The organism is Candidatus Zixiibacteriota bacterium, from assembly GCA_040753495.1.
GTDB lineage: Bacteria > Zixibacteria > MSB-5A5 > GN15 > PGXB01 > DYGG01.
The window spans coordinates 16950-34627 of record JBFMEF010000134.1; the positions used below are offsets into that span (position 1 = coordinate 16950).

The 17678-nt window shown below is 50.3% G+C and carries 16 protein-coding genes; 4 read left to right on the forward strand and 12 right to left on the reverse strand.

The window, feature by feature from the left end; all coding sequences use genetic code 11:
- Positions 1 to 42 precede the first annotated feature (42 nt).
- Both AB1690_08845 and AB1690_08850 read right to left on the reverse strand, forming a co-directional pair.
- Positions 43 to 582: a sigma-70 family RNA polymerase sigma factor gene (locus tag AB1690_08845; GenBank protein MEW6015416.1), complete on the reverse strand. Its 540-nt coding sequence runs from the start codon at positions 580 to 582 to the stop codon at positions 43 to 45.
- Positions 583 to 695: 113 nt separating this feature from the next.
- Complete coding sequence (locus AB1690_08850; protein MEW6015417.1) at positions 696 to 1724, reverse strand: rod shape-determining protein; 1029 nt, start codon at positions 1722 to 1724, stop codon at positions 696 to 698.
- 327 nt (positions 1725 to 2051) lie between these two features.
- Between AB1690_08850 and AB1690_08855 the strand changes: the two genes are divergently transcribed.
- The gene (locus AB1690_08855; GenBank protein ID MEW6015418.1) at positions 2052 to 4316 is read left to right on the forward strand and encodes an NADP-dependent malic enzyme; all 2265 of its coding nucleotides are present in this window, start codon (positions 2052 to 2054) and stop codon (positions 4314 to 4316) included.
- A gap of 72 nt (positions 4317 to 4388) precedes the next feature.
- Here the strand turns inward: AB1690_08855 and AB1690_08860 are convergent, their stop codons facing one another.
- Together AB1690_08860 and AB1690_08865 are read right to left on the reverse strand one after the other, a co-directional pair.
- Complete coding sequence (locus AB1690_08860) at positions 4389 to 5090, reverse strand: rhomboid family intramembrane serine protease (GenBank protein MEW6015419.1); 702 nt, start codon at positions 5088 to 5090, stop codon at positions 4389 to 4391.
- A gap of 18 nt (positions 5091 to 5108) precedes the next feature.
- Positions 5109 to 7277 carry a hypothetical protein gene (locus tag AB1690_08865; protein MEW6015420.1) on the reverse strand — a complete coding sequence of 723 codons (2169 nt, stop codon included), beginning with the start codon at positions 7275 to 7277 and terminating at the stop codon, positions 5109 to 5111.
- Between the two features lie 230 nt (positions 7278 to 7507).
- On the opposite strand from AB1690_08865, the gene AB1690_08870 reads away from it, so the two are divergent.
- Positions 7508 to 9340 carry a peptidylprolyl isomerase gene (locus tag AB1690_08870; protein MEW6015421.1) on the forward strand — a complete coding sequence of 611 codons (1833 nt, stop codon included), beginning with the start codon at positions 7508 to 7510 and terminating at the stop codon, positions 9338 to 9340.
- A 44-nt stretch (positions 9341 to 9384) separates the two neighbouring features.
- On the opposite strand, the gene AB1690_08875 is transcribed toward AB1690_08870, so the two are convergent.
- The 5 genes from AB1690_08875 to AB1690_08895 all read right to left on the reverse strand — a co-directional run bounded on the left by AB1690_08875 (position 9385) and on the right by AB1690_08895 (position 14024).
- Positions 9385 to 10161, reverse strand: coding sequence for a carbon-nitrogen hydrolase family protein (locus AB1690_08875; GenBank protein MEW6015422.1), 777 nt, complete (start codon positions 10159 to 10161; stop codon positions 9385 to 9387).
- A 108-nt stretch (positions 10162 to 10269) separates the two neighbouring features.
- Complete coding sequence (locus AB1690_08880) at positions 10270 to 11028, reverse strand: FAD-binding protein (protein ID MEW6015423.1); 759 nt, start codon at positions 11026 to 11028, stop codon at positions 10270 to 10272.
- Positions 11029 to 11138: 110 nt separating this feature from the next.
- Complete coding sequence (groL, locus tag AB1690_08885; protein ID MEW6015424.1) at positions 11139 to 12770, reverse strand: chaperonin GroEL; 1632 nt, start codon at positions 12768 to 12770, stop codon at positions 11139 to 11141.
- Positions 12771 to 12788: 18 nt separating this feature from the next.
- A complete protein-coding gene (gene groES, locus AB1690_08890; protein MEW6015425.1) occupies positions 12789 to 13079 on the reverse strand; it encodes a co-chaperone GroES in 291 nt (96 codons plus the stop codon).
- Positions 13080 to 13256: 177 nt separating this feature from the next.
- Positions 13257 to 14024 (reverse strand): type III pantothenate kinase, encoded by a 768-nt coding sequence (locus AB1690_08895; protein MEW6015426.1) that lies wholly within the window; start codon positions 14022 to 14024, stop codon positions 13257 to 13259.
- A gap of 108 nt (positions 14025 to 14132) precedes the next feature.
- Between AB1690_08895 and AB1690_08900 the strand changes: the two genes are divergently transcribed.
- Together AB1690_08900 and AB1690_08905 are read left to right on the forward strand one after the other, a co-directional pair.
- Entirely contained in the window at positions 14133 to 14822 is a 690-nt protein-coding gene (locus AB1690_08900) for a DUF116 domain-containing protein (GenBank protein MEW6015427.1), read from the forward strand.
- Positions 14797 to 15231 (forward strand): GNAT family N-acetyltransferase, encoded by a 435-nt coding sequence (locus tag AB1690_08905; protein ID MEW6015428.1) that lies wholly within the window; start codon positions 14797 to 14799, stop codon positions 15229 to 15231. The genes AB1690_08900 and AB1690_08905 overlap by 26 nt, the downstream gene beginning before the upstream one ends.
- 264 nt (positions 15232 to 15495) lie before the next feature.
- On the opposite strand, the gene AB1690_08910 is transcribed toward AB1690_08905, so the two are convergent.
- From AB1690_08910 to AB1690_08920, 3 genes are all read right to left on the reverse strand, one after another.
- Entirely contained in the window at positions 15496 to 16017 is a 522-nt protein-coding gene (locus tag AB1690_08910; GenBank protein MEW6015429.1) for a TlpA disulfide reductase family protein, read from the reverse strand.
- A 15-nt stretch (positions 16018 to 16032) separates the two neighbouring features.
- Entirely contained in the window at positions 16033 to 16581 is a 549-nt protein-coding gene (locus tag AB1690_08915) for a thioredoxin fold domain-containing protein (protein MEW6015430.1), read from the reverse strand.
- A 70-nt stretch (positions 16582 to 16651) separates the two neighbouring features.
- A partial coding sequence (locus AB1690_08920; GenBank protein ID MEW6015431.1) for an OB-fold nucleic acid binding domain-containing protein occupies positions 16652 to 17678 on the reverse strand: 1027 nt, incomplete at its 5' end.

Consider the following 17678-nt stretch of genomic DNA (forward strand, 5'->3'; position numbering starts at 1 on the left):
GCAAGGAGCAGCTTTTCCTGTATGGGACGACACTCCTTCATCTCAACGCAACTCCTTTAAACTCAGGCGCAATTTCTCAATTGCCTTCTGGTAGTTGGTCTTGACAGTCGATTCGCTCTTTTTCAGAATCCTGGCTATCTCCACGAAAGAGAGTTCCTGATAATATCTAAGGTTGAAAATCAGCTTCTGCTTGGCGGGTAGTTCATCAACTCTCTTCAGGAGCGCGGCGCTGACTTCGGTATTCTCGATACTACTCTCCATCTCCACGGTCGGCTCGGAGCCCTGCAATCGCGCCAGCGGTAAAAAGGAAAGAATCTTGCGCCGTTTGAGATAGTTGAGAGTCTTGTTTGACGCCACCCGGTAAAGCCATGAAGAGAAATTAGCCTCCTGGCGGAAACGGCTCAGTTCTTTATATGCCGTGAAGAAAGTATCCTGCATCAAATCGAGTGCCGTTTCGCGGTCACCGGTCATCCTGTATATAAGGGCAAACATATTATCTCTATTATTCCTGACTAACTCGTCAAACGCCTTCCGGTCGCCGGCTTTCGCCTTTGAAACCAATTCCCTGTCATCTAATCCCATCAGTTCTGTTTCTTTTAATAGTTAGACAGTCAATATCTAAAAAAGACTAACAAAAAAGGCAAACTATTCCAAGTTTGCCTTTAAGATTTTGATATGCAACGGCTTAGTATGGACTAATCGCGACGACTCTTCATTAAGACTTTAGAAAACATCTGCATATTTTCAAGCACTTTGCCAGTCCCACGAACGACACATGTAAGGGGGTCCTCGGCAACATTGACAGGAAGATTAGTCTCCTGGCGAAGTCTCTTATCCAAGCCTCGCAGAAGGGCGCCGCCGCCGGTCAGAATGATTCCACGCTCAAGAATATCGGAGGCCAGCTCCGGGGGGGTCCGCTCCAGCGACTGGCGAACCGCTTCCACTATTCGCTCTATAGGCTCCACCAGGGCTTCCCGCACCTGCACCGATGAGAGTTTGAGATTCTTGGGCACTCCGGCGACCAGGTCGCGCCCCTTGATTTCCATCGAGAGTTCTTTCTCCAGCGGAAAAGCGGAGCCGATTTTGATTTTGATCTCCTCAGCGGTCAGCTCACCAATAAGCAGATTGTAATTTTTCTTTAGATACATGACGATAGAGTCATTCATCTCATCCCCGGCAATCCGGACTGAGATATTATTGACAATACCGTTCAAAGCGATGACGGCGATTTCAGAAGTGCCACCGCCGATATCGATTATCATGATGCCGGAGGGCTGGTCTACTGGAAGTCCTACCCCGATCGCGGCTGCCATCGGTTCCTGCAGCAGGAATACTTCCCGGGCGCCGGCATTTTCCGCCGAATCACGGACCGCCCGCTTCTCCACTTCGGTTATACCGGACGGGACCGAAATCACTATGCGGGGTTTCATCAGGTAACGATGTTTCACCACGCGGCGGATGAAATCGGAAAGCAATTTTTCGGAAATTTCAAAGTCGGCAATGACGCCGTCTTTCAGCGGACGGATAGCGGCAATCTCACCGGGAGTTCGTCCCAGCATCTCTTTTGCCGCCGAGCCAACGGCAAGGACTTTGCCGCTGGTTTTTTCAACAGCAACCACCGACGGTTCATTGAGAACGATTCCCTGCCCCCGCACAAAAACCAGCGTATTGGCGGTTCCTAAGTCGATCCCGATGTCATTTGAAAAGAGGTCAAAAAAACCCAACGTTGATCCTTTTCCGTAAGGGGTGGCGGCGCTTTCTTTGTTTTTTAACTCGAACTGGGGCATAGTTTAACTCACCAACAAGGAAAAATCAATAAAAAAAAGGGACTGCATAAAGATATTAGGCTGCTTAATGTTAAGTTCTTCATCTCGCATATCATTATCGATATATGACAATATCGGCAATTTTTATAAAAATTGAATTGCGTCCGAAATTTATTCTCGGTCGTACCGTCTGACGGGGAATCTCCTTGACTATTTCGATGCAAGTCCTATATATCACCCATGCGATATAGAGATTTCTTACAATAAGAATGGAGTTATTGGATAATGATCACTAAACAACAGGCCCTGGATTACCATTCCAAAGGTAAACCGGGAAAAGTAGAAATCAACCCGACCAAGCCCTGCACCACGCAGCTCGACCTGTCACTGGCATATACGCCGGGAGTAGCGCAGCCCTGCTTGGAAATCCACAAGAATCCGGCGGATGTTTATAAGTATACCGCCAAAGGAAACCTTGTGGCGGTTGTATCCAATGGCACCGCTGTTCTGGGACTGGGGAATATCGGAGCCGCCGCCGGAAAGCCGGTGATGGAAGGTAAGGGAGTGCTCTTCAAGAGATTCGCCGATATCGATGTCTTTGATATCGAGTTGAGTACGGAAGATGCGGATGAAATAATCAAGTGTTGCCAGCTGCTGGAGCCGACTTTTGGCGGCATTAATCTGGAAGATATCAAAGCGCCGGAATGTTTCTATATTGAGGAAACACTCAAAGCGACCATGAAGATTCCGGTTTTTCACGACGACCAGCACGGGACAGCGATCATTTCCGGCGCGGCGCTACTCAACGCACTGGAGATTGTGAAGAAGGATATTGACAAAATAAGAGTAGTTTTCTCAGGCGCCGGCGCCGCCGGCATTGCCTGCGCCAAATTGTACTGCACTCTTGGAGTCAATCCCGCCAATATGCTGATGGTCGATTCCAAGGGCGTTATGTATGAAGGGCGCGGCGACAAGTACAACAAATACAAACAGGAATTTGTCAGAAAGACCGATGCCCATACTCTCGCCGACGCCATGAAAGACGCCGATGTTTTTGTCGGGGTATCTATCGCCAATACCGTCACGCAGGATATGGTTCGTTCTATGGGGCGTGACCCGATAATCTTTGCGATGGCAAATCCGGACCCGGAGATAACTTACCCGGAGGCGGTGGCGGCCCGCAAAGATATTATCATGGCGACCGGTCGTTCCGATTATCCCAACCAGGTCAACAACGTATTGGGCTTTCCTTTTATTTTCCGCGGAGCGCTTGATGTTCATGCCACAGCGATAAATGAAGAGATGAAAATCGCCGCCGTCAGAGCGCTGGCAGCGCTGGCGAAAGAGGATGTGCCCGACGAAGTAGCGCGGGCATACGGCGTGGATAGATTCAAATTCGGCCGCGACTATATAATTCCCAAACCTTTTGACCAGAGAGTACTGACGTGGGAAGCCTCGGCCGTGGCGCAAGCCGCCATGAAAAGCGGGGTTGCCCAGAGAATGGTCGATATCGAGGAATATAAACGTCAGTTGAGTCATCGTATCGGCAAGGGCCGGGTCATTATGGATGTCGTGACCAGCAAGGCAAAACGGGACCCTAAGAAAATTGTCTTCCCGGAAGGTCATTCCTCACGAATTCTCAGAGCCTGTCAGATGATTAGTTCGGAAAAGATCGCCAAGCCGATTGTGCTGGGAAATCCGGAATCTATCAAGGCGATGGCGAAGGAACTGGAAATCAATCTGAATGATATTGAGATTGTTGACCCGGCGACATCATCGAGACGGGAAGCGTACGGAAAGCGCTTCTATGAGAAGCGGCAGCGTCGCGGCATTACTCTCGACAGCGCCGTCCGGACGATGACCGACCCGACCTATTTCGGCATCATGATGCTGGAAATGGGGGATTGTGACGCCGTTCTTTCCGGGGTAACATCGGATTATCCTACCACGATGCGCCCGGCGCTTCAGATTATAGGGCTTCGTGAAGGGCTGACCCGGGTCTCGGGACTCTTTGCCATGCTTCAGAAAGATAAAGTCTATATGCTTGCCGATACCACGGTAAACATAGACCCGACGGCGGAAGAGCTGGCGGAGATTGCGATAAGTTCCGCCAATGTGGCGCGGGCATTTAATATCGAACCGCGCATCGCGATGCTCTCTTTCTCCAACTTCGGCTCAGCCCGGTATCCTGAATCGGAGAAAGTGGCGAAGGCGACTGCCCTGGTGAAAACAAAACGACCCGACCTGATAGTTGATGGAGAAATGCAAGCCGATACGGCGCTGATGCCGGACCTGATTGAAAAGTACTTCCCCTTCTCCAAACTGCAGACCGAGGCGAATGTCTTTGTTTTCCCGGACCTCAATTCCGGCAATATCGCCTACAAACTGCTCCAATGCCTGGGCGGATTGATTCCGGTCGGCCCGATTCTGATGGGACTTTCCAAGGCGGTGCATGTACTGCATCGGACGCTGGATGTCAACCAGATTGTCGATATGGCGGCGATTGCGGTTGTTGATGCTCAGGAAGGGGTCAATCGCGTCAAGAAGTAGCCGATAGAAACCAGATTGATTGCGAGAAGCCGAAGCCTCCGCTTCGGCTTTTCCTTTGATAACAATCTTGTCTTACCACTGCATTCTGTATATCCGCTGACCCCCGCCCGGTTTGGAGGCAAATATTCGGAAGAGGAGCCAGCCGAAGGCAAATCCCCCCACATGAGCCAGCCAGGCGACCCCACCGCCTGCTCCCGACGACATAGCCGACATTAGAATCTGATAGAAAAACCAGAAACCGAGCACGACGGCGGCAGGGATTTTAACCACGCGAATAAAATATAAAAGAAATATCAAGGTATGAATTCTGGCACGGGGATAAAGCACCAGATAAGCGCCAAGAAGTCCGGCAATGGCTCCGGATGCCCCCACCAGGGGTATCTGAGAGTTCGGAGAAAAGAGAATGAAAAGACCGTCAGCGGCAAAACCGGCCGCAATATAAAAGAGCAGAAAGCGAAAATGCCCCAGATGGTCTTCGATATTATTCCCGAAGACCCAGAGAAAGAGCATATTCCCGGCAAGATGCATTATGCCACCGTGCAGGAACATACTGGTCAAGAGTGTCAGGAATATCGGAGATGGCAGCCGGGGGGTTAGTTCTGTCATGTGAGTGATTTCATATGGAATCAGTCCGTATTGCACAACAAATGCCTGAAATCCTTCTATTCCCCGGGTCATCGAGAGAATATAAACCAGAGTATTGACCACAATAATGGCAACGGTCAGAACCGGCTTGCGTTGAGTAGGATTGTCATCTTTCAGCGGAAAGAACATTAAGCCATCCTTTTGCTCTCATTTGGTATAAAAGGACGATTTTACCGTCCGGCTGTTTCCTGCCATATCGGTCGCCCGGATTTCCAGAGTATGCCTTCCTGGCGACAACGGTCGCGCCGGCTCCGCTTTCACCAGCAACAATTCCGGGTCATATTCCGGAATAACCCACTCGCCGTCGATAAGAATGGTCAGCTGCTGGTCGCTTCCGATTCCGGAAAGATTATCGCTCAAAGCAAATCTCACTTTAGGCCGAGCCCCAGGCACCGTCTTGCCGTCTCCCGGAGTTATCTGGGAAATCCGGGGCGCTTCATCATCTTTAAGCAACGTGAAGGCTCCTAAAGCGCTGGAACTGGCGCTGAACCACCCCCCAACTGATTTGGGGGTTATCCAGGACCAGCCGTTATCTTTGTTCAGTTTTCCGATGCCGATTTTCTCAGGGGGCAATGAGTCAGTATAATGAATTGATACAACGACTGCTTCTGCCAGAGGGACAATTGCCGGTTCCACAGCATAGACTGGACTCAAAATATCGCGCTTCTCCGGAAACCAGCCGGATTTCTCAAATCCTGTCGCAAAAAGTGGTTGATAAAAATTCGACCTCTTAGATACGATTCTGAATCCCTCAACCGGCTCCAGAATCTTCTCGCGGTCGCTGAAACCGAGGAGATGAATATCGACCGCGACACTGTCCAGGAGAATATCGCCCGAATAAAGTTTGAAGGCTGTGATTTTGCTCGCCACGGTATGGTTGCGATAGAACCCGGCAAAACGATTGTTTGCGGTAGGAGTCATCATCATATTTTCGATATAGCCGTCATCGTAAACGATGTTTATTGATGGAGTCGGTGGGGCTATATCGCGCGAAGCGGCTCGAAAAAGTATGCCTCCATCGGTCAGGGAATGGCTCCAGTCATATCGCTGGCTGACTTTGAGATTTAAAGGCAGAGATTGGTCATCTTTACGCCAGGCGGAGCTTCCCACCACTTCGATTTTCAGGGCTTTCCAGCGCGATGATTCCGGCGGTAGAATGACCCGATAGTCGGAGCGACCCCTTTTCTCAATATGGTTTGCGCGAACTCTTTTCCAGGCGGAGCCGGAGGCAAGGCTATATACCTGGATTCGGTCGATATCGAGGAACTGAACATTAGGCTGCGCCACCAGATAGAAGATAGTATCATTGACCCACTCCGGTCGGAAGAGAGGTCCCTGGGGATGAAAAGTAAACTTAAACAGCAGTTCCGACTTATTGCCGGCGGCGTCATAAATCTCGATTCGTCCGTTATGCAATCCGAAGGAGTTCTCATTGACGAAAGTAAAAACGCCGCCCTCTTTATAAAGTGACTGGCTGCCGCTAAAATCCTTACCGGGGGGATTATAAAGAAGATGCTGATAATCTTTGTCAGAAACAGCCGCTTCATAATCAAACAGGAGGTCAACCATTTTTGTCTCGGCGTAATCATACCGGTCAAAACTGTTCTCGTAAGTGATATAATCGTCAATCAGCAGACGAACACGATATATATTCAGCCGCGGTCCCTGCGGGCGAATACGGTCAAACGTTTTGATTTTCAAGCCAAAGGGTCCCGAAAGCGCTATGGTGGAATCTACGACATATTTTTTCAGTTCTCTGTCATAAGACAGATTAACGGTCATAGAGCGTCCGCCGCTGGGAAAGACCGAAACATCGTCAACATAATTGAATCCAAGCGCCTCGACCACGGGTGGAGACTTGTCCTCTACCGGAAAGCCATTGGTCAATGGATTGAGAGGTAGATTTGTCGGCGTGCGCTTTTCGAAATGAAGATGGGGCGGTCCCGCGCCGGTCTGACCGGAATATGCCAGAAGTTCTCCCCGCTTTACCACAAGGGAGTCGTCGCCAAAATATTGGTCGATAGAATATCGTTTTTGACGGTACTGCTCATTTCTTATAACCTTTTCGAAGCGGTCCGCCAATCGCGATAAATGCCCAAAGACGTATATATACCCGGAGCTGTCTTTCAGATATATTGATTTGCCGTAGCCATAATAAGAATAGCGGATTCTCCAGATATAGCCGTCAACCGGCGCAAAGACCTCGCGCCCTTCGGCGCCGCCGGTTCGGATATCGATGCCGCCGTGAAAATGGCCCGCTCGAAAATCGCAGAATGACGAAGACAGGTCAACCGCCCCCCGGACAGGCCAGGACACATCTTGTCCGCGGGCTATATTCGCCCCGGTCAGGAGAAGCGCTAATATTCCAAATGTCGTGACCGATAAGTTACGCATAAGTAGTTTTTTAACATATTATCGGCGTTGGAGTTCAAAGTCAAAACATTTCGCCGTCAATTATGTATAAACTTATGCAATACCGTCTTGCCAAATGCAGAAATTGGCTTATATTTAAGGCTCATTTTGACAAAAGATAAGGAGAAATATAGATGTTTGCTTTCTTGAGAAAACTCATCGTCCCTATTATGGCGACGGTGCTGGTATTCTTTCTGGCGACCATTGTGTTCGAATGGGGAATGAATATCTCTTCCTCCAGCCGTTTCAGCGACACTATCGGGATTATCAACGGCCAGGAGATTGGGATGCGTGATTTTGACCGTTATTACGGCGCTATGCTGCGGGAAGAGCAGGACAAAGTTGACTATGACCTTCCCCAGGAAAAAGTGAACGAAATCAAAAACCAGGCCTGGAACCGTCTGGTGGGCGATTACCTTATTAATCAGCAAATAGAGAAACACAAGATACATGTCAGTGGTGAAGAAATCTATGGTTACCTCAGGCTCTATCCCCCGCAGGAGCTTCAGACCACCCCGGCTTTCCTGACTGACGGGAAATTCGACTATCAGAAATATGTCAATGCGATGGCGAATCCGGAATATGCCCCTTTCTGGGCATCGGTAGAGAATTTCGTTCTGCCGGAATTGAAAAGATACAAACTGCAGGAAGAGATAATCAATACTATCCGGGTGACGCCGTCCGAAGTGATGGAAGCCTTTATGGAAGAGAAGGAGACGGTTCGCATCGGCTACCTGAATGTTCCGGTATCGCAGATGCTCGCCAATGTCGGGGTAATCAGCAAGGAAGACCTTCAGAAGTACTATGATGAGCACAAAGAAGATTATCGGTTGGAACGGCGGGCAACGCTCGACCTGGTCATTTTCCAGAAAGAACCATCGGAGAACGACTGGGAGCGGGTCGGTCGGGAGATTAAAGAGATTTATGATTCGGTAATTGCCGGTGGCGACTTTGGAGAACTGGCAAAGACTTTCTCGCAGGACAATTCCGCCGCCGGCGGCGGCGACCTCGGTTGGTTCGCGCGGGGACAGATGGTTCCCCAGTTTGACAGTGTTGCCTGGGCTTTGCAGATGAATCAGGTCAGCCCTCCTTTCCGGACCCGCTTTGGCTGGCATATTGTCAAGCTGTTGGGTCGGCGGACTGACAAAGAGACCCCGCCCGGGGCGACAGCGCCGGTATCAACAGAAAAAATTAATGCCGCCCATATACTGCTCAAGGTGGGTCCATCGAGTGAAACGGTGGAGCAACTGGCGCTGAAGGGCCAGGAATTTATAGAGCTCGCCCGGCAGAAAGGATTTGAGAAGGCGGTGGAAGAGTTAGGTCTGGAAACGCGCTCCACCAAACCTTTTCAGAGAGGCGAATATATTCAGTATGTCGGCGAAGACAGGCAGCTTTCCGACTTCGCCTTTGATAGTAAACCGGGAACCATCTCGGACGTTTTAGAGAATTCCGCTATGCTCTTTGTGGCAAAGGTTGCGTCGCATCTACCCGAAGGGTACACTCCTTTCGAGGAAGTGGAAAAAGCGATAAATCAAAAACTGAGTCTGGAGCGCGCCAGGGAGCTGGCCGTCAAAGAGGCTGAAGAAGTATACGACCTCATAAAATCGGGGACACCTATCGAAAAGGTCGGAGAAAACAAAGGGTATCCCTATGCCACGACGGAGAATATCACGCGCAAATCGTCTATTCCAGGTCTGGGACGAGTCCCCGAGATAATAGGAATGGCGTTTGCCATGCAGTCGTACGGGGACATTTCCCGTCCGATTCCCCATGACAACGGCGCCGCCATTATAAGACTGCTGGAGAGGACATCGCCGAATCTTGAAGATTTCAACCGCGCTCAGGATTCAATAAGAGTCGCCGTGTTGCAGAAGAAACAACAGGATTTGTATGGGCGCTGGTTTGAAAACCTGGTGCAGAATTCCAAAATCGAGAATTTCGTAGACAAATTCTACAGCGGAACCTGACCGCGCCGTAATGATTTGAAAGACCCCGCCTGATGCGGGGTTTTTTATTGGAAGCGCAGGTCGGTGACAATCTTGCGCTTGGCGCGAAACTCCCGCAGTTCTTCAATATCAAGTATGGAAGTGAGGATGGCTGAGGTCGCTTCAGAATAGATATCGACTCTCTCCAGAATTCCCCATGGCGCCGCAATCAAGGAGCGTCCTTGAAGCGGTTTGCCGAATAAGGTTCCGACACCGCAGGTCTTGACCACAAATGCCCCGGCCAGCTCCGCCCCGCGCAGATATATCTCTCGGTCCCGATTGTGCTTCTCCGACTTTGATTCCCCCGGCCGAAATGCCGAGGTGGTCGGAATAAAAATTATATCAGCCCCTTGCCCTCCAACCATCCGAAAGAGGTCAGGATTCAAGGCGTCGGCGCATATCATTACCGCTATCCGGATGCCGTCAATATCATCGATTAAGGTCCGGTCGCCGGGAAGAATCCCGCGAGCAATTTCACCGCTCACCGGATTTAACTTGCGGTATTTACCGTAAAAAACTCCCCGGTTATAAATGTACGAACTATTGTAGAGCGAGTCCCCTTCTCCCTCGACCACCGAGCCGCCGACCAAAAAGGTGGAGAGTTCTTCGGAAAGGGAGCGAAGGTATTTCAGGTGCTCAATCGACATCAAAGCGGCGCGGGCGAAATCGGGAGTAGCCGGGTCTATAAGGCTGTATTCAGGCAAACAGATAAAGTCGGGGCGCTGACGAAAAATGAACAGCTTCTCCTCGATAGTAAGCTTCTTGCCCAAAAATGTCTGAACAGCGGCAACTTTTATAAGCATTCTATCAATCGGTTATAATGAAAGTACAGAATGTAATACGTCCTCGTCCCCTCAAAGTTCCTGTCCCATATGTCGACCAAGGATACTAAGGCAAAGTTAGATATCGGGTTACACAGCAATTAGCGGGAGAATATTTTTGGGGTCAAACTTTGATTTGATTCTGAGAGAGTATCGAGCGGAGATATTCTCCTCAGGCTCCTGGTACAACTGATAGAATTTGCGATAGTCGATAGCATTCTGCACCAGAGTATTATACTCATCTTTGATAGAAAAGGGGAGCACTCGCAAAGTCACCGTGACAATCATCCCCAGCATGCCCCAGGAAGAAAAATAGATTTTGACAATATCGAATCCGGAGACAGATTTGAAACAGGCCGAGCCCGGTTTTATCAGATCGCCGGTGGGAGTGGCGATTTCGGCCATGATTAGATAACGGCTCAAGGGAAGCGGTTGCGTTCCGCGCTGAGCGGTAAGGCCGACAGCAATCGCGCCGGCGATAGAGCCGACATACGGCAGGTCGCTATGAGGTAGAAATAAGCCGTATTCCGAAAGTTCCTGGTTCAGTTCACGAAGAGGATATCCGGCGCCGACTTCGATATAGAAATCATCCGCGGCGACTTTAAGCAGGGTATTTAGACGGTCGCTGCGCAGGGTCATCAGGTCAGCGAATTTCTCACCGAACGGGTCCATCTGGTTGCCGAATCCGGTAATAAACAACTGCTGCCGGGCTTGATTTGCCATACGAAACAGCGCCGCAGCTTCGGCGCCGTTCTCCGGATGAAAAGTGGCAATCCCCTTTTGATAGGTAAGCCGGTCATCCGGAAAACTCTGTTTAACATCGGCAATGAAGGCATCCAGTTTTGACACAGTCGCATTCTAAAGAAATCTGCAACTCAAGTCAAGAGCCGCCGCTGCTCATAAGAAAACCCCCGCCAATTGGCAGGGGTTTCTTTATTAGGAGATGCGTAAGGGGTCAATTAATACATGTCACCGTAACCGCCGCCGCCCGGCATTGCCGGCGCAGCCTTCTTCTCTTCCGGCTTTTCTGTAATAATCGCTTCCGTGGTCAGCAGAAGACCGCCGATAGAAGCGGCATTTTCCAGAGCCGTGCGGGCTACTTTGGTCGGGTCAATGACGCCGGCTTTAATCATATCTTCATAGGTGCCGGTTTCGGCGTTATATCCGAACGCCCCGTTTTCGCGGATAACTTTGTCCACGACAATGGAGCCTTCGACACCGGCATTGCTGGCAATCTGACGAATCGGCTCTTCCAGCGCCTTGCGTATTATATTGACGCCAATCATCTCATCGTCGGACATTTTTAACCCCTCCAGAGCCTTCATTGCTCTCAGGAAGACAACACCGCCGCCGGGAACAATTCCCTCTTCAACGGCTGCCCGGGTGGCGTGCAGCGCATCCTCGACACGGGCTTTCTTCTCTTTCATTTCCGTCTCGGTAGCGGCGCCGACATTTATGACCGCCACACCGCCGGCAAGTTTAGCAAGACGCTCCTGCAGTTTCTCCCGGTCGTAGTCCGAGGTGGTCTCTTCAATCTGACGTCTAATCTGGCCGATGCGGGCTTTGATATCATTGGTGTTACCGGCGCCTTCGACGATAGTAGTGTTGTCCTTATCCACCACGACTTTCTTGGCGCGACCCAAATCGGACACGACCGTATTTTCCAGCTTGAATCCGAGCTCTTCGGAAATAACTTTGCCGCCGGTCAGAACTGCGATATCCTCGAGCATCGCCTTTCTCCGGTCGCCAAAGCCGGGAGCTTTTACCGCCCCTACTTTCAGGGTGCCGCGCAGTTTATTGACAACCAGCGTTGCCAGCGCTTCACCTTCGATATCTTCGGAAATAATCAGCAGCGGGCGGCCCATCTGGGCGACTTTTTCCAGAATCGGAAGAAGGTCTTTCATAGTCGAGATCTTCTTGTCATGAATCAGAATCAAGGCATCTTCCAGAACCGCTTCCATATTGTCGGCATCAGTTACAAAATACGGGGAAACATAACCGCGGTCGAACTGCATCCCTTCGACTACTTCCAGAGTAGTCTCAATTGTCTTGGACTCTTCGACTGTGATGACACCGTCTTTGCCGACTTTATCCATCGCCTCGGCAATCTTGTCGCCGATTCCCTTGTCGTTGTTGGCGGAAATAGTGCCGACCTGCCGAATCTTGTTGAGGTCTCCGGCAACCGGCTGGGAAATCTTGCGGATTTCGCCGACAACTTTCTCCACGGCGAAGTCAATCCCGCGCTTGAGCGCCATCGGATTCACCCCGGCGGTTACCGATTTAATCCCTTCGCGATAAATAGCCTGCGCCAATACAGTCGCGGTGGTGGTGCCGTCACCGGCAACATCAGAAGTTTTCGAAGCCACTTCCTTGAGCATCTGAGCGCCCATATTCTCAAAGTGGTCTTCCAGCTCAATCTCTTTGGCGACCGAGACACCATCTTTGGTTACCGTCGGTGACCCGAATTTCTTATCCAGAATAACATTGCGCCCTTTGGGACCCAGAGTCACCTTGACGGCATCCGCCAGTTTATCGACTCCTCTTTTAAGTTTCTCGCGCGCTTGCGCATCATATTCAATCAGTTTAGCCATATTATCACTCCTTTGGATTTATTTGGAAACTATAGCGAGAATATCAGACTCACGCATAATCAGGAATTCTGAACCGTCCAGGGTAACTTCTGTCCCGGAATATTTGCCATAAAGAACGCGGTCCCCTTTCTTGACTTCCATCGGAACTTTCTTGCCGTCTTCCGTGGTCCGTCCCGGACCGACTTCCATCACTTCACCCTCTTGCGGTTTCTCTTTGGCTGTATCCGGTATAATGATACCGCCCTTTTTCACTTCCGCCATCTCGACCGGCTTTACCACGACACGGTCGGCCAATGGTTTCACCATCATATTGTATCCTCCAAACTGCAAAAAATTAAAAGTTGCTTCTTGTTAACCTGCTTGACTGTTAGCACTCAACCATGGAGAGTGCTAACAGTCGGCAAATATATTCTTTTACGCCAAATTGTCAAGCGGTTTCAAGATTTTTTTGGTATCGGTGTAATCTATTGATTATTAAGCAGTTATCTAAATGGCGGGATAGCCGGCAATTATCTTCAGGCCATCCAGAGTCAGGGTTGGATAAGTCGCTTCGATGAACTTCGATTCTGCTGCAAAGTCAGTGGCAAGTCCGCCGGTTGCAATCACCCGGGCCGGGGTCATCAGTTCCTCCATTATCAGCTGAATAATGAGGTCCACCTGTCCTACGGTGCCGTAGAAGAGTCCGGATTTGATTGACTCGGCGGTGGTTCGCCCGATAACACGTGCCGGTTTTTCGATTCTTACCTCAAAAAGACGTGCCGCTCGCCGCGCCAATTCCCCGCTGGAGGTCTCCGGTCCCGGAGCAATCACTCCGCCCAGGTAGACACCTTCGGCCGTGATGACATCAAAAGTGGTGGCGGTACCGTAGTCAACAATGATAAGCGGTCCACCAAAACGGACAAAACCGGCGACGGCATTGGCAATACGGTCGGCTCCGACCGCAGTCGGGTCATGGTATCCAATTTTTATAGGAAGATTTAACTTTGATGAGACGACCAGAGGCTCCTGCTTAAAATATTTGCGCGACATTCCTTCATATACCGGGGTTAACCGGGGAACAACCGAGGCAATCACCACCTGGCTGACTTTTTCCGGGGCGAATTTGAGTCTTTCCAGCAGACCGGCGACAAAGAAACCGCATTCGTCAACGGTTAGGGAATGTACCGATGCGGCGCGGAAGTGGTCAATAAGCCGTTCGCCATCAAAGAGCCCGATGACAGTATTGGTATTGCCGATATCAATAGCAAGCAACATCGGTTGCAATATAGGGTGGAATCAAGGCAAGTCAAGTAGTTTGGAGAGGCTCGATTTCGGACTCTCTCCAGCTGTTGGCAAGAACCGGATATTTTCATATATTTGATTATGACCCGCAAGACGCCCCCGACCTTTCTGCTGAAGGATGACTTCTATAGCAAGCTGGAGCAGTTTACATCAGAGGTATTGGAAAAAGGGTTGGCGCTCTTTGAAGATGAATTCAAGAATATCGACACTTTTTATGAAAGGGCCTGTTCCGACGGCACGGCTCGTGATGACCATCAGTTTCGCCGCACCCCCCGGCCGTTTTATCTGCTGGAGGCGCTCGCTTTTCAGCTTTACGACCGGTCCCGAAGAAAATCCTTTAATTCAGCGAAGAATACGGTCATAATCCTGCCGCAATGTCTCTCCTTGATGCAGGAGAAATGCCAGCGAAAGAAGACTCGCTACGGCAAGGTCTGCGACCGCTGTGTTCCCAACTGCCAGATAAACAAAATCATGCAGCTGGCCGACCGTTATGGTGTTGCGGGGTATTTTTCGCAGAGGAAACTGGAGGAGCAGCTGCGGCGGCTGCAGAAAAAATACCGGTCTCTGTCGGTAATTGGCATCTCCTGTATTTTGACGCTGGCATCCGGTATGCGCACTGCCGGCGAGCTGGGCGTTCCGGCGCGTGGAGTTTTCCTCAATTTTACCGGCTGCCGTCACTGGAGCGACACTCCCTTCGCCACCGAGACCGCCCTTGATAGAGTCGAAATGATTTTAAGGGAAAAATATGAATTATCTGATTCGTCCGCTTGATGCCTCCGATTATGACAATCTGATTGCGCTGTGGGACCGCTCGGGGCTGCCGTATCGTCCCCGGGGACGTGATTCCCGCGAAGCGATTGCGGCTGAGGTCAAGCGGATGGAAACCTGTTTTCTGGGAATGTTTGATGGCGCCCGGATGATCGGGGCGATAATAGGCACATCGGACGGCCGTAAAGGGTGGATTAACCGGCTGGCAATCGACCCGGATTATCGCGGGAGACGGCTTGCCGGAGTTTTAATTGAGGAGTGCGAGAAATCCTTGAGAGAGCAAGGGCTCAAGGTCATTGCGGCGCTGATTGAAGACGAGAATCTGCCGTCGATTGCCGCCTTCAAAAGGGCCGGATATCACTACCACCCCGAGATATTTTACTTCTCCAAAAGAGAAACCGATGACGACTGAGACCTTCTTTTCCCCTCGAAGGTGCAATAAATAAATGGCCCCGCACGGGCGGGGCCTGGATGCGAGAGCAAAGGAAGGGCTTTGCTATCACCAATGTGACAGATTATAATGCAGTTGCCAGGTTAAAATACTATTAGGGGACGATGAGAATTTTGCAAGAAGGCGTGAAGTAGAGCGTCAACCTGATCGCAGAGTATGCAATAAGTTCCGCAGAAGAGAAAAGGCGGCAGAGTTGCCGCCTCATTTCATTTATCTTTTGAACATCTAAATTATTTTGGCTATTTCCTTCTTAAAGTCCTCATAGACGCGGGCGCCGATAAGACGGGAGACCTCTTTTCCCTGCCGGTCTATAAATATAGTTACCGGAATCCCGGCTCCCAGTTGGAACGACTGGATAGCATCATCGTTTGCCATCAGCATTACCCAGTCCATCCCGTTTTCGGCGGCGAACTGACGCACTTTGCCGGGGGAATCGTTTACCGCCATTCCAATCATCTCCAGCCCCTGCGGCCTGTATTCCGCGTAAATCTTCTTCAGGTCGGGAAGTTCCCGGCGGCAGGGGGGGCACCAGGTTCCCCAGAAGTTGACAACCAGCGGACCTTTACCTTTGAATTCTTCATAGTTACGCGCTTTCCCGAATACGTCATAAACCGCAAAGGTCACCTCCGACTGCTTTCCAGATTGATTATATCCCGGATTGCCGGAGGTATCTTTGTTATCCGAAGAGCAGCTGCCAAGAGACAACAGCAATGCCAGCGAGAAGATTATACCTATATATCTAATCATATCCGATTTTCACCTTCAGTTCTTCTTGTTTCGTCCGCCGTTCTTGATATAGTCGGCAAAGGACATTTTTTCATAGAGGTCGTCTTTGACAAAATAGAGAATGTCCAGAAACTGCTCGGTCGATTTATATCCCGGCGCCGGAGCGATACGGTCGGTATTTGGTTTCAGGAACCAGAAGGTGGGATACCCCCCGACACGATACTCCGCCTGCGAGAGTTTCTGCTCGGTAATTTTATAGCCGTCGATATCGAGTTCTTTATTTGATTCGGCATCTATCCAGATACTGATAAAATGGCTATTCAAATATTTGATTACTTCCGGGTCAACAAAAGCCTCTTTCTGCATCTTCTTGCAGTAACCGCACCACTTGGTAGTGAAATAAGCCATGATATGCTTGCCGCTCGACTTGGCCAATTTAAGTCCCTGGTCATATGAGACCCAGCTTATTTTGGTGGTATCAATGGAGGAGGAAGTGTCTTTGGATTTCTTTTCCCCATTATCCTGAGCCGGCAGCGATGCCGCCAGCAGGACCAGCAAAGCCGGGATAAACATCTTTCTAAGCATACGGAGCCTCATTTCGCAAGTCTTTCAAAATATTATTACTAATTTAACATATTCGGATTAAAAAGGTTTCTTATTTATTGGGCGGCTGCAGATAAACCGATGAATCCCCCAGCAATTCTTTCAGCTTGAGAAGTAACTTTGTTTCGGGCGTTACCTTAAATCGTTTAGACCTAATAAGATACTCCTCACCGTTGCGGCGCGCCGCAAAGACCACAGGGGTATTGCCGACACTTTTCTCCAGGGCTGCCTGAACGGCGCTGAGCTTGCGCTCCGAGGCATCTTCGTCGATTCTGACCACCATCTCGCAGTTGAAACGCTCCGAAAGAGAATCGAGCGGGAAAATTTCGCTCGCCACGATTTTCGGCATCTCCCCTTCACGCGTCGAAACCCGTCCTGAAACCATTACGATATTGTCTTCCGTAATGAAATTTTTCCCTTTCTCATAGCAATCAGAAAAAACTATAACCTCCGCTTTCCCCTTGAAATCTTCGACAGTGACAAAAGCCATCCGATTCCCCCGTTTATCATTCATGGTTTTGATAGCGGAGATAATCCCTCCAAAGCGAACCTCCCGCCCGTCGCTGACCTCCGCAATACGGCCGGTATCGGCGGTGCCAAAAGCGGACAGTTCGGCGCGATACCGGTCCAGAGGATGACCGGAGACATAGAATCCCAACGTTTCTTTCTCGCTGGATAACTTATAAGAGATAGACCAGTCAGGAATATTTTCAAACTGCGGCTCGGCCCGTTTAACCGGGGCTCCTCCCACCGAGAAGAGGTCAACGGCGTTTCCGCTGACTGCCACCTTCTGTCCAAAATCGAGCATCGCTTCAATGGCGGCGAATTTTTGCGCCCGGTTTCCGGGAAGCGAATCGAGCGCCCCCGCTGAAATCAGCGATTCCAGAACCCGCTTATTCACCTGTTTCAGATTGACTCGCGTGACAAAATCAGCCATGGAACTAAAGTGTCCGCCGGAACGGCGCGATTCGATAATAGTCTCCACCGCCGCTTCGCCCACATTCTTTACCGCCAGTAACCCGAAACGGATTTTCTTGTCCCGGACGCTGAATCCCCGCTCCGATTCATTGACATCCGGG

Coding starts and splice junctions, on each gene's coding strand:
- AB1690_08910 (MEW6015429.1), bottom strand. CDS start 16,017: ATGATTAGATATATAGGTATAATCTTCTCGCTGGCATTGCTGTTGTCT.
- AB1690_08875 (MEW6015422.1), bottom strand. CDS start 10,161: ATGCTTATAAAAGTTGCCGCTGTTCAGACATTTTTGGGCAAGAAGCTT.
- AB1690_08855 (MEW6015418.1), top strand. CDS start 2,052: ATGATCACTAAACAACAGGCCCTGGATTACCATTCCAAAGGTAAACCG.
- AB1690_08860 (MEW6015419.1), bottom strand. CDS start 5,090: ATGTTCTTTCCGCTGAAAGATGACAATCCTACTCAACGCAAGCCGGTT.
- AB1690_08905 (MEW6015428.1), top strand. CDS start 14,797: ATGAATTATCTGATTCGTCCGCTTGATGCCTCCGATTATGACAATCTG.
- AB1690_08845 (MEW6015416.1), bottom strand. CDS start 582: ATGGGATTAGATGACAGGGAATTGGTTTCAAAGGCGAAAGCCGGCGAC.
- groL (MEW6015424.1), bottom strand. CDS start 12,770: ATGGCTAAACTGATTGAATATGATGCGCAAGCGCGCGAGAAACTTAAA.
- AB1690_08900 (MEW6015427.1), top strand. CDS start 14,133: ATGACCCGCAAGACGCCCCCGACCTTTCTGCTGAAGGATGACTTCTAT.
- AB1690_08870 (MEW6015421.1), top strand. CDS start 7,508: ATGTTTGCTTTCTTGAGAAAACTCATCGTCCCTATTATGGCGACGGTG.
- groES (MEW6015425.1), bottom strand. CDS start 13,079: ATGATGGTGAAACCATTGGCCGACCGTGTCGTGGTAAAGCCGGTCGAG.
- AB1690_08915 (MEW6015430.1), bottom strand. CDS start 16,581: ATGCTTAGAAAGATGTTTATCCCGGCTTTGCTGGTCCTGCTGGCGGCA.
- AB1690_08895 (MEW6015426.1), bottom strand. CDS start 14,024: ATGTTGCTTGCTATTGATATCGGCAATACCAATACTGTCATCGGGCTC.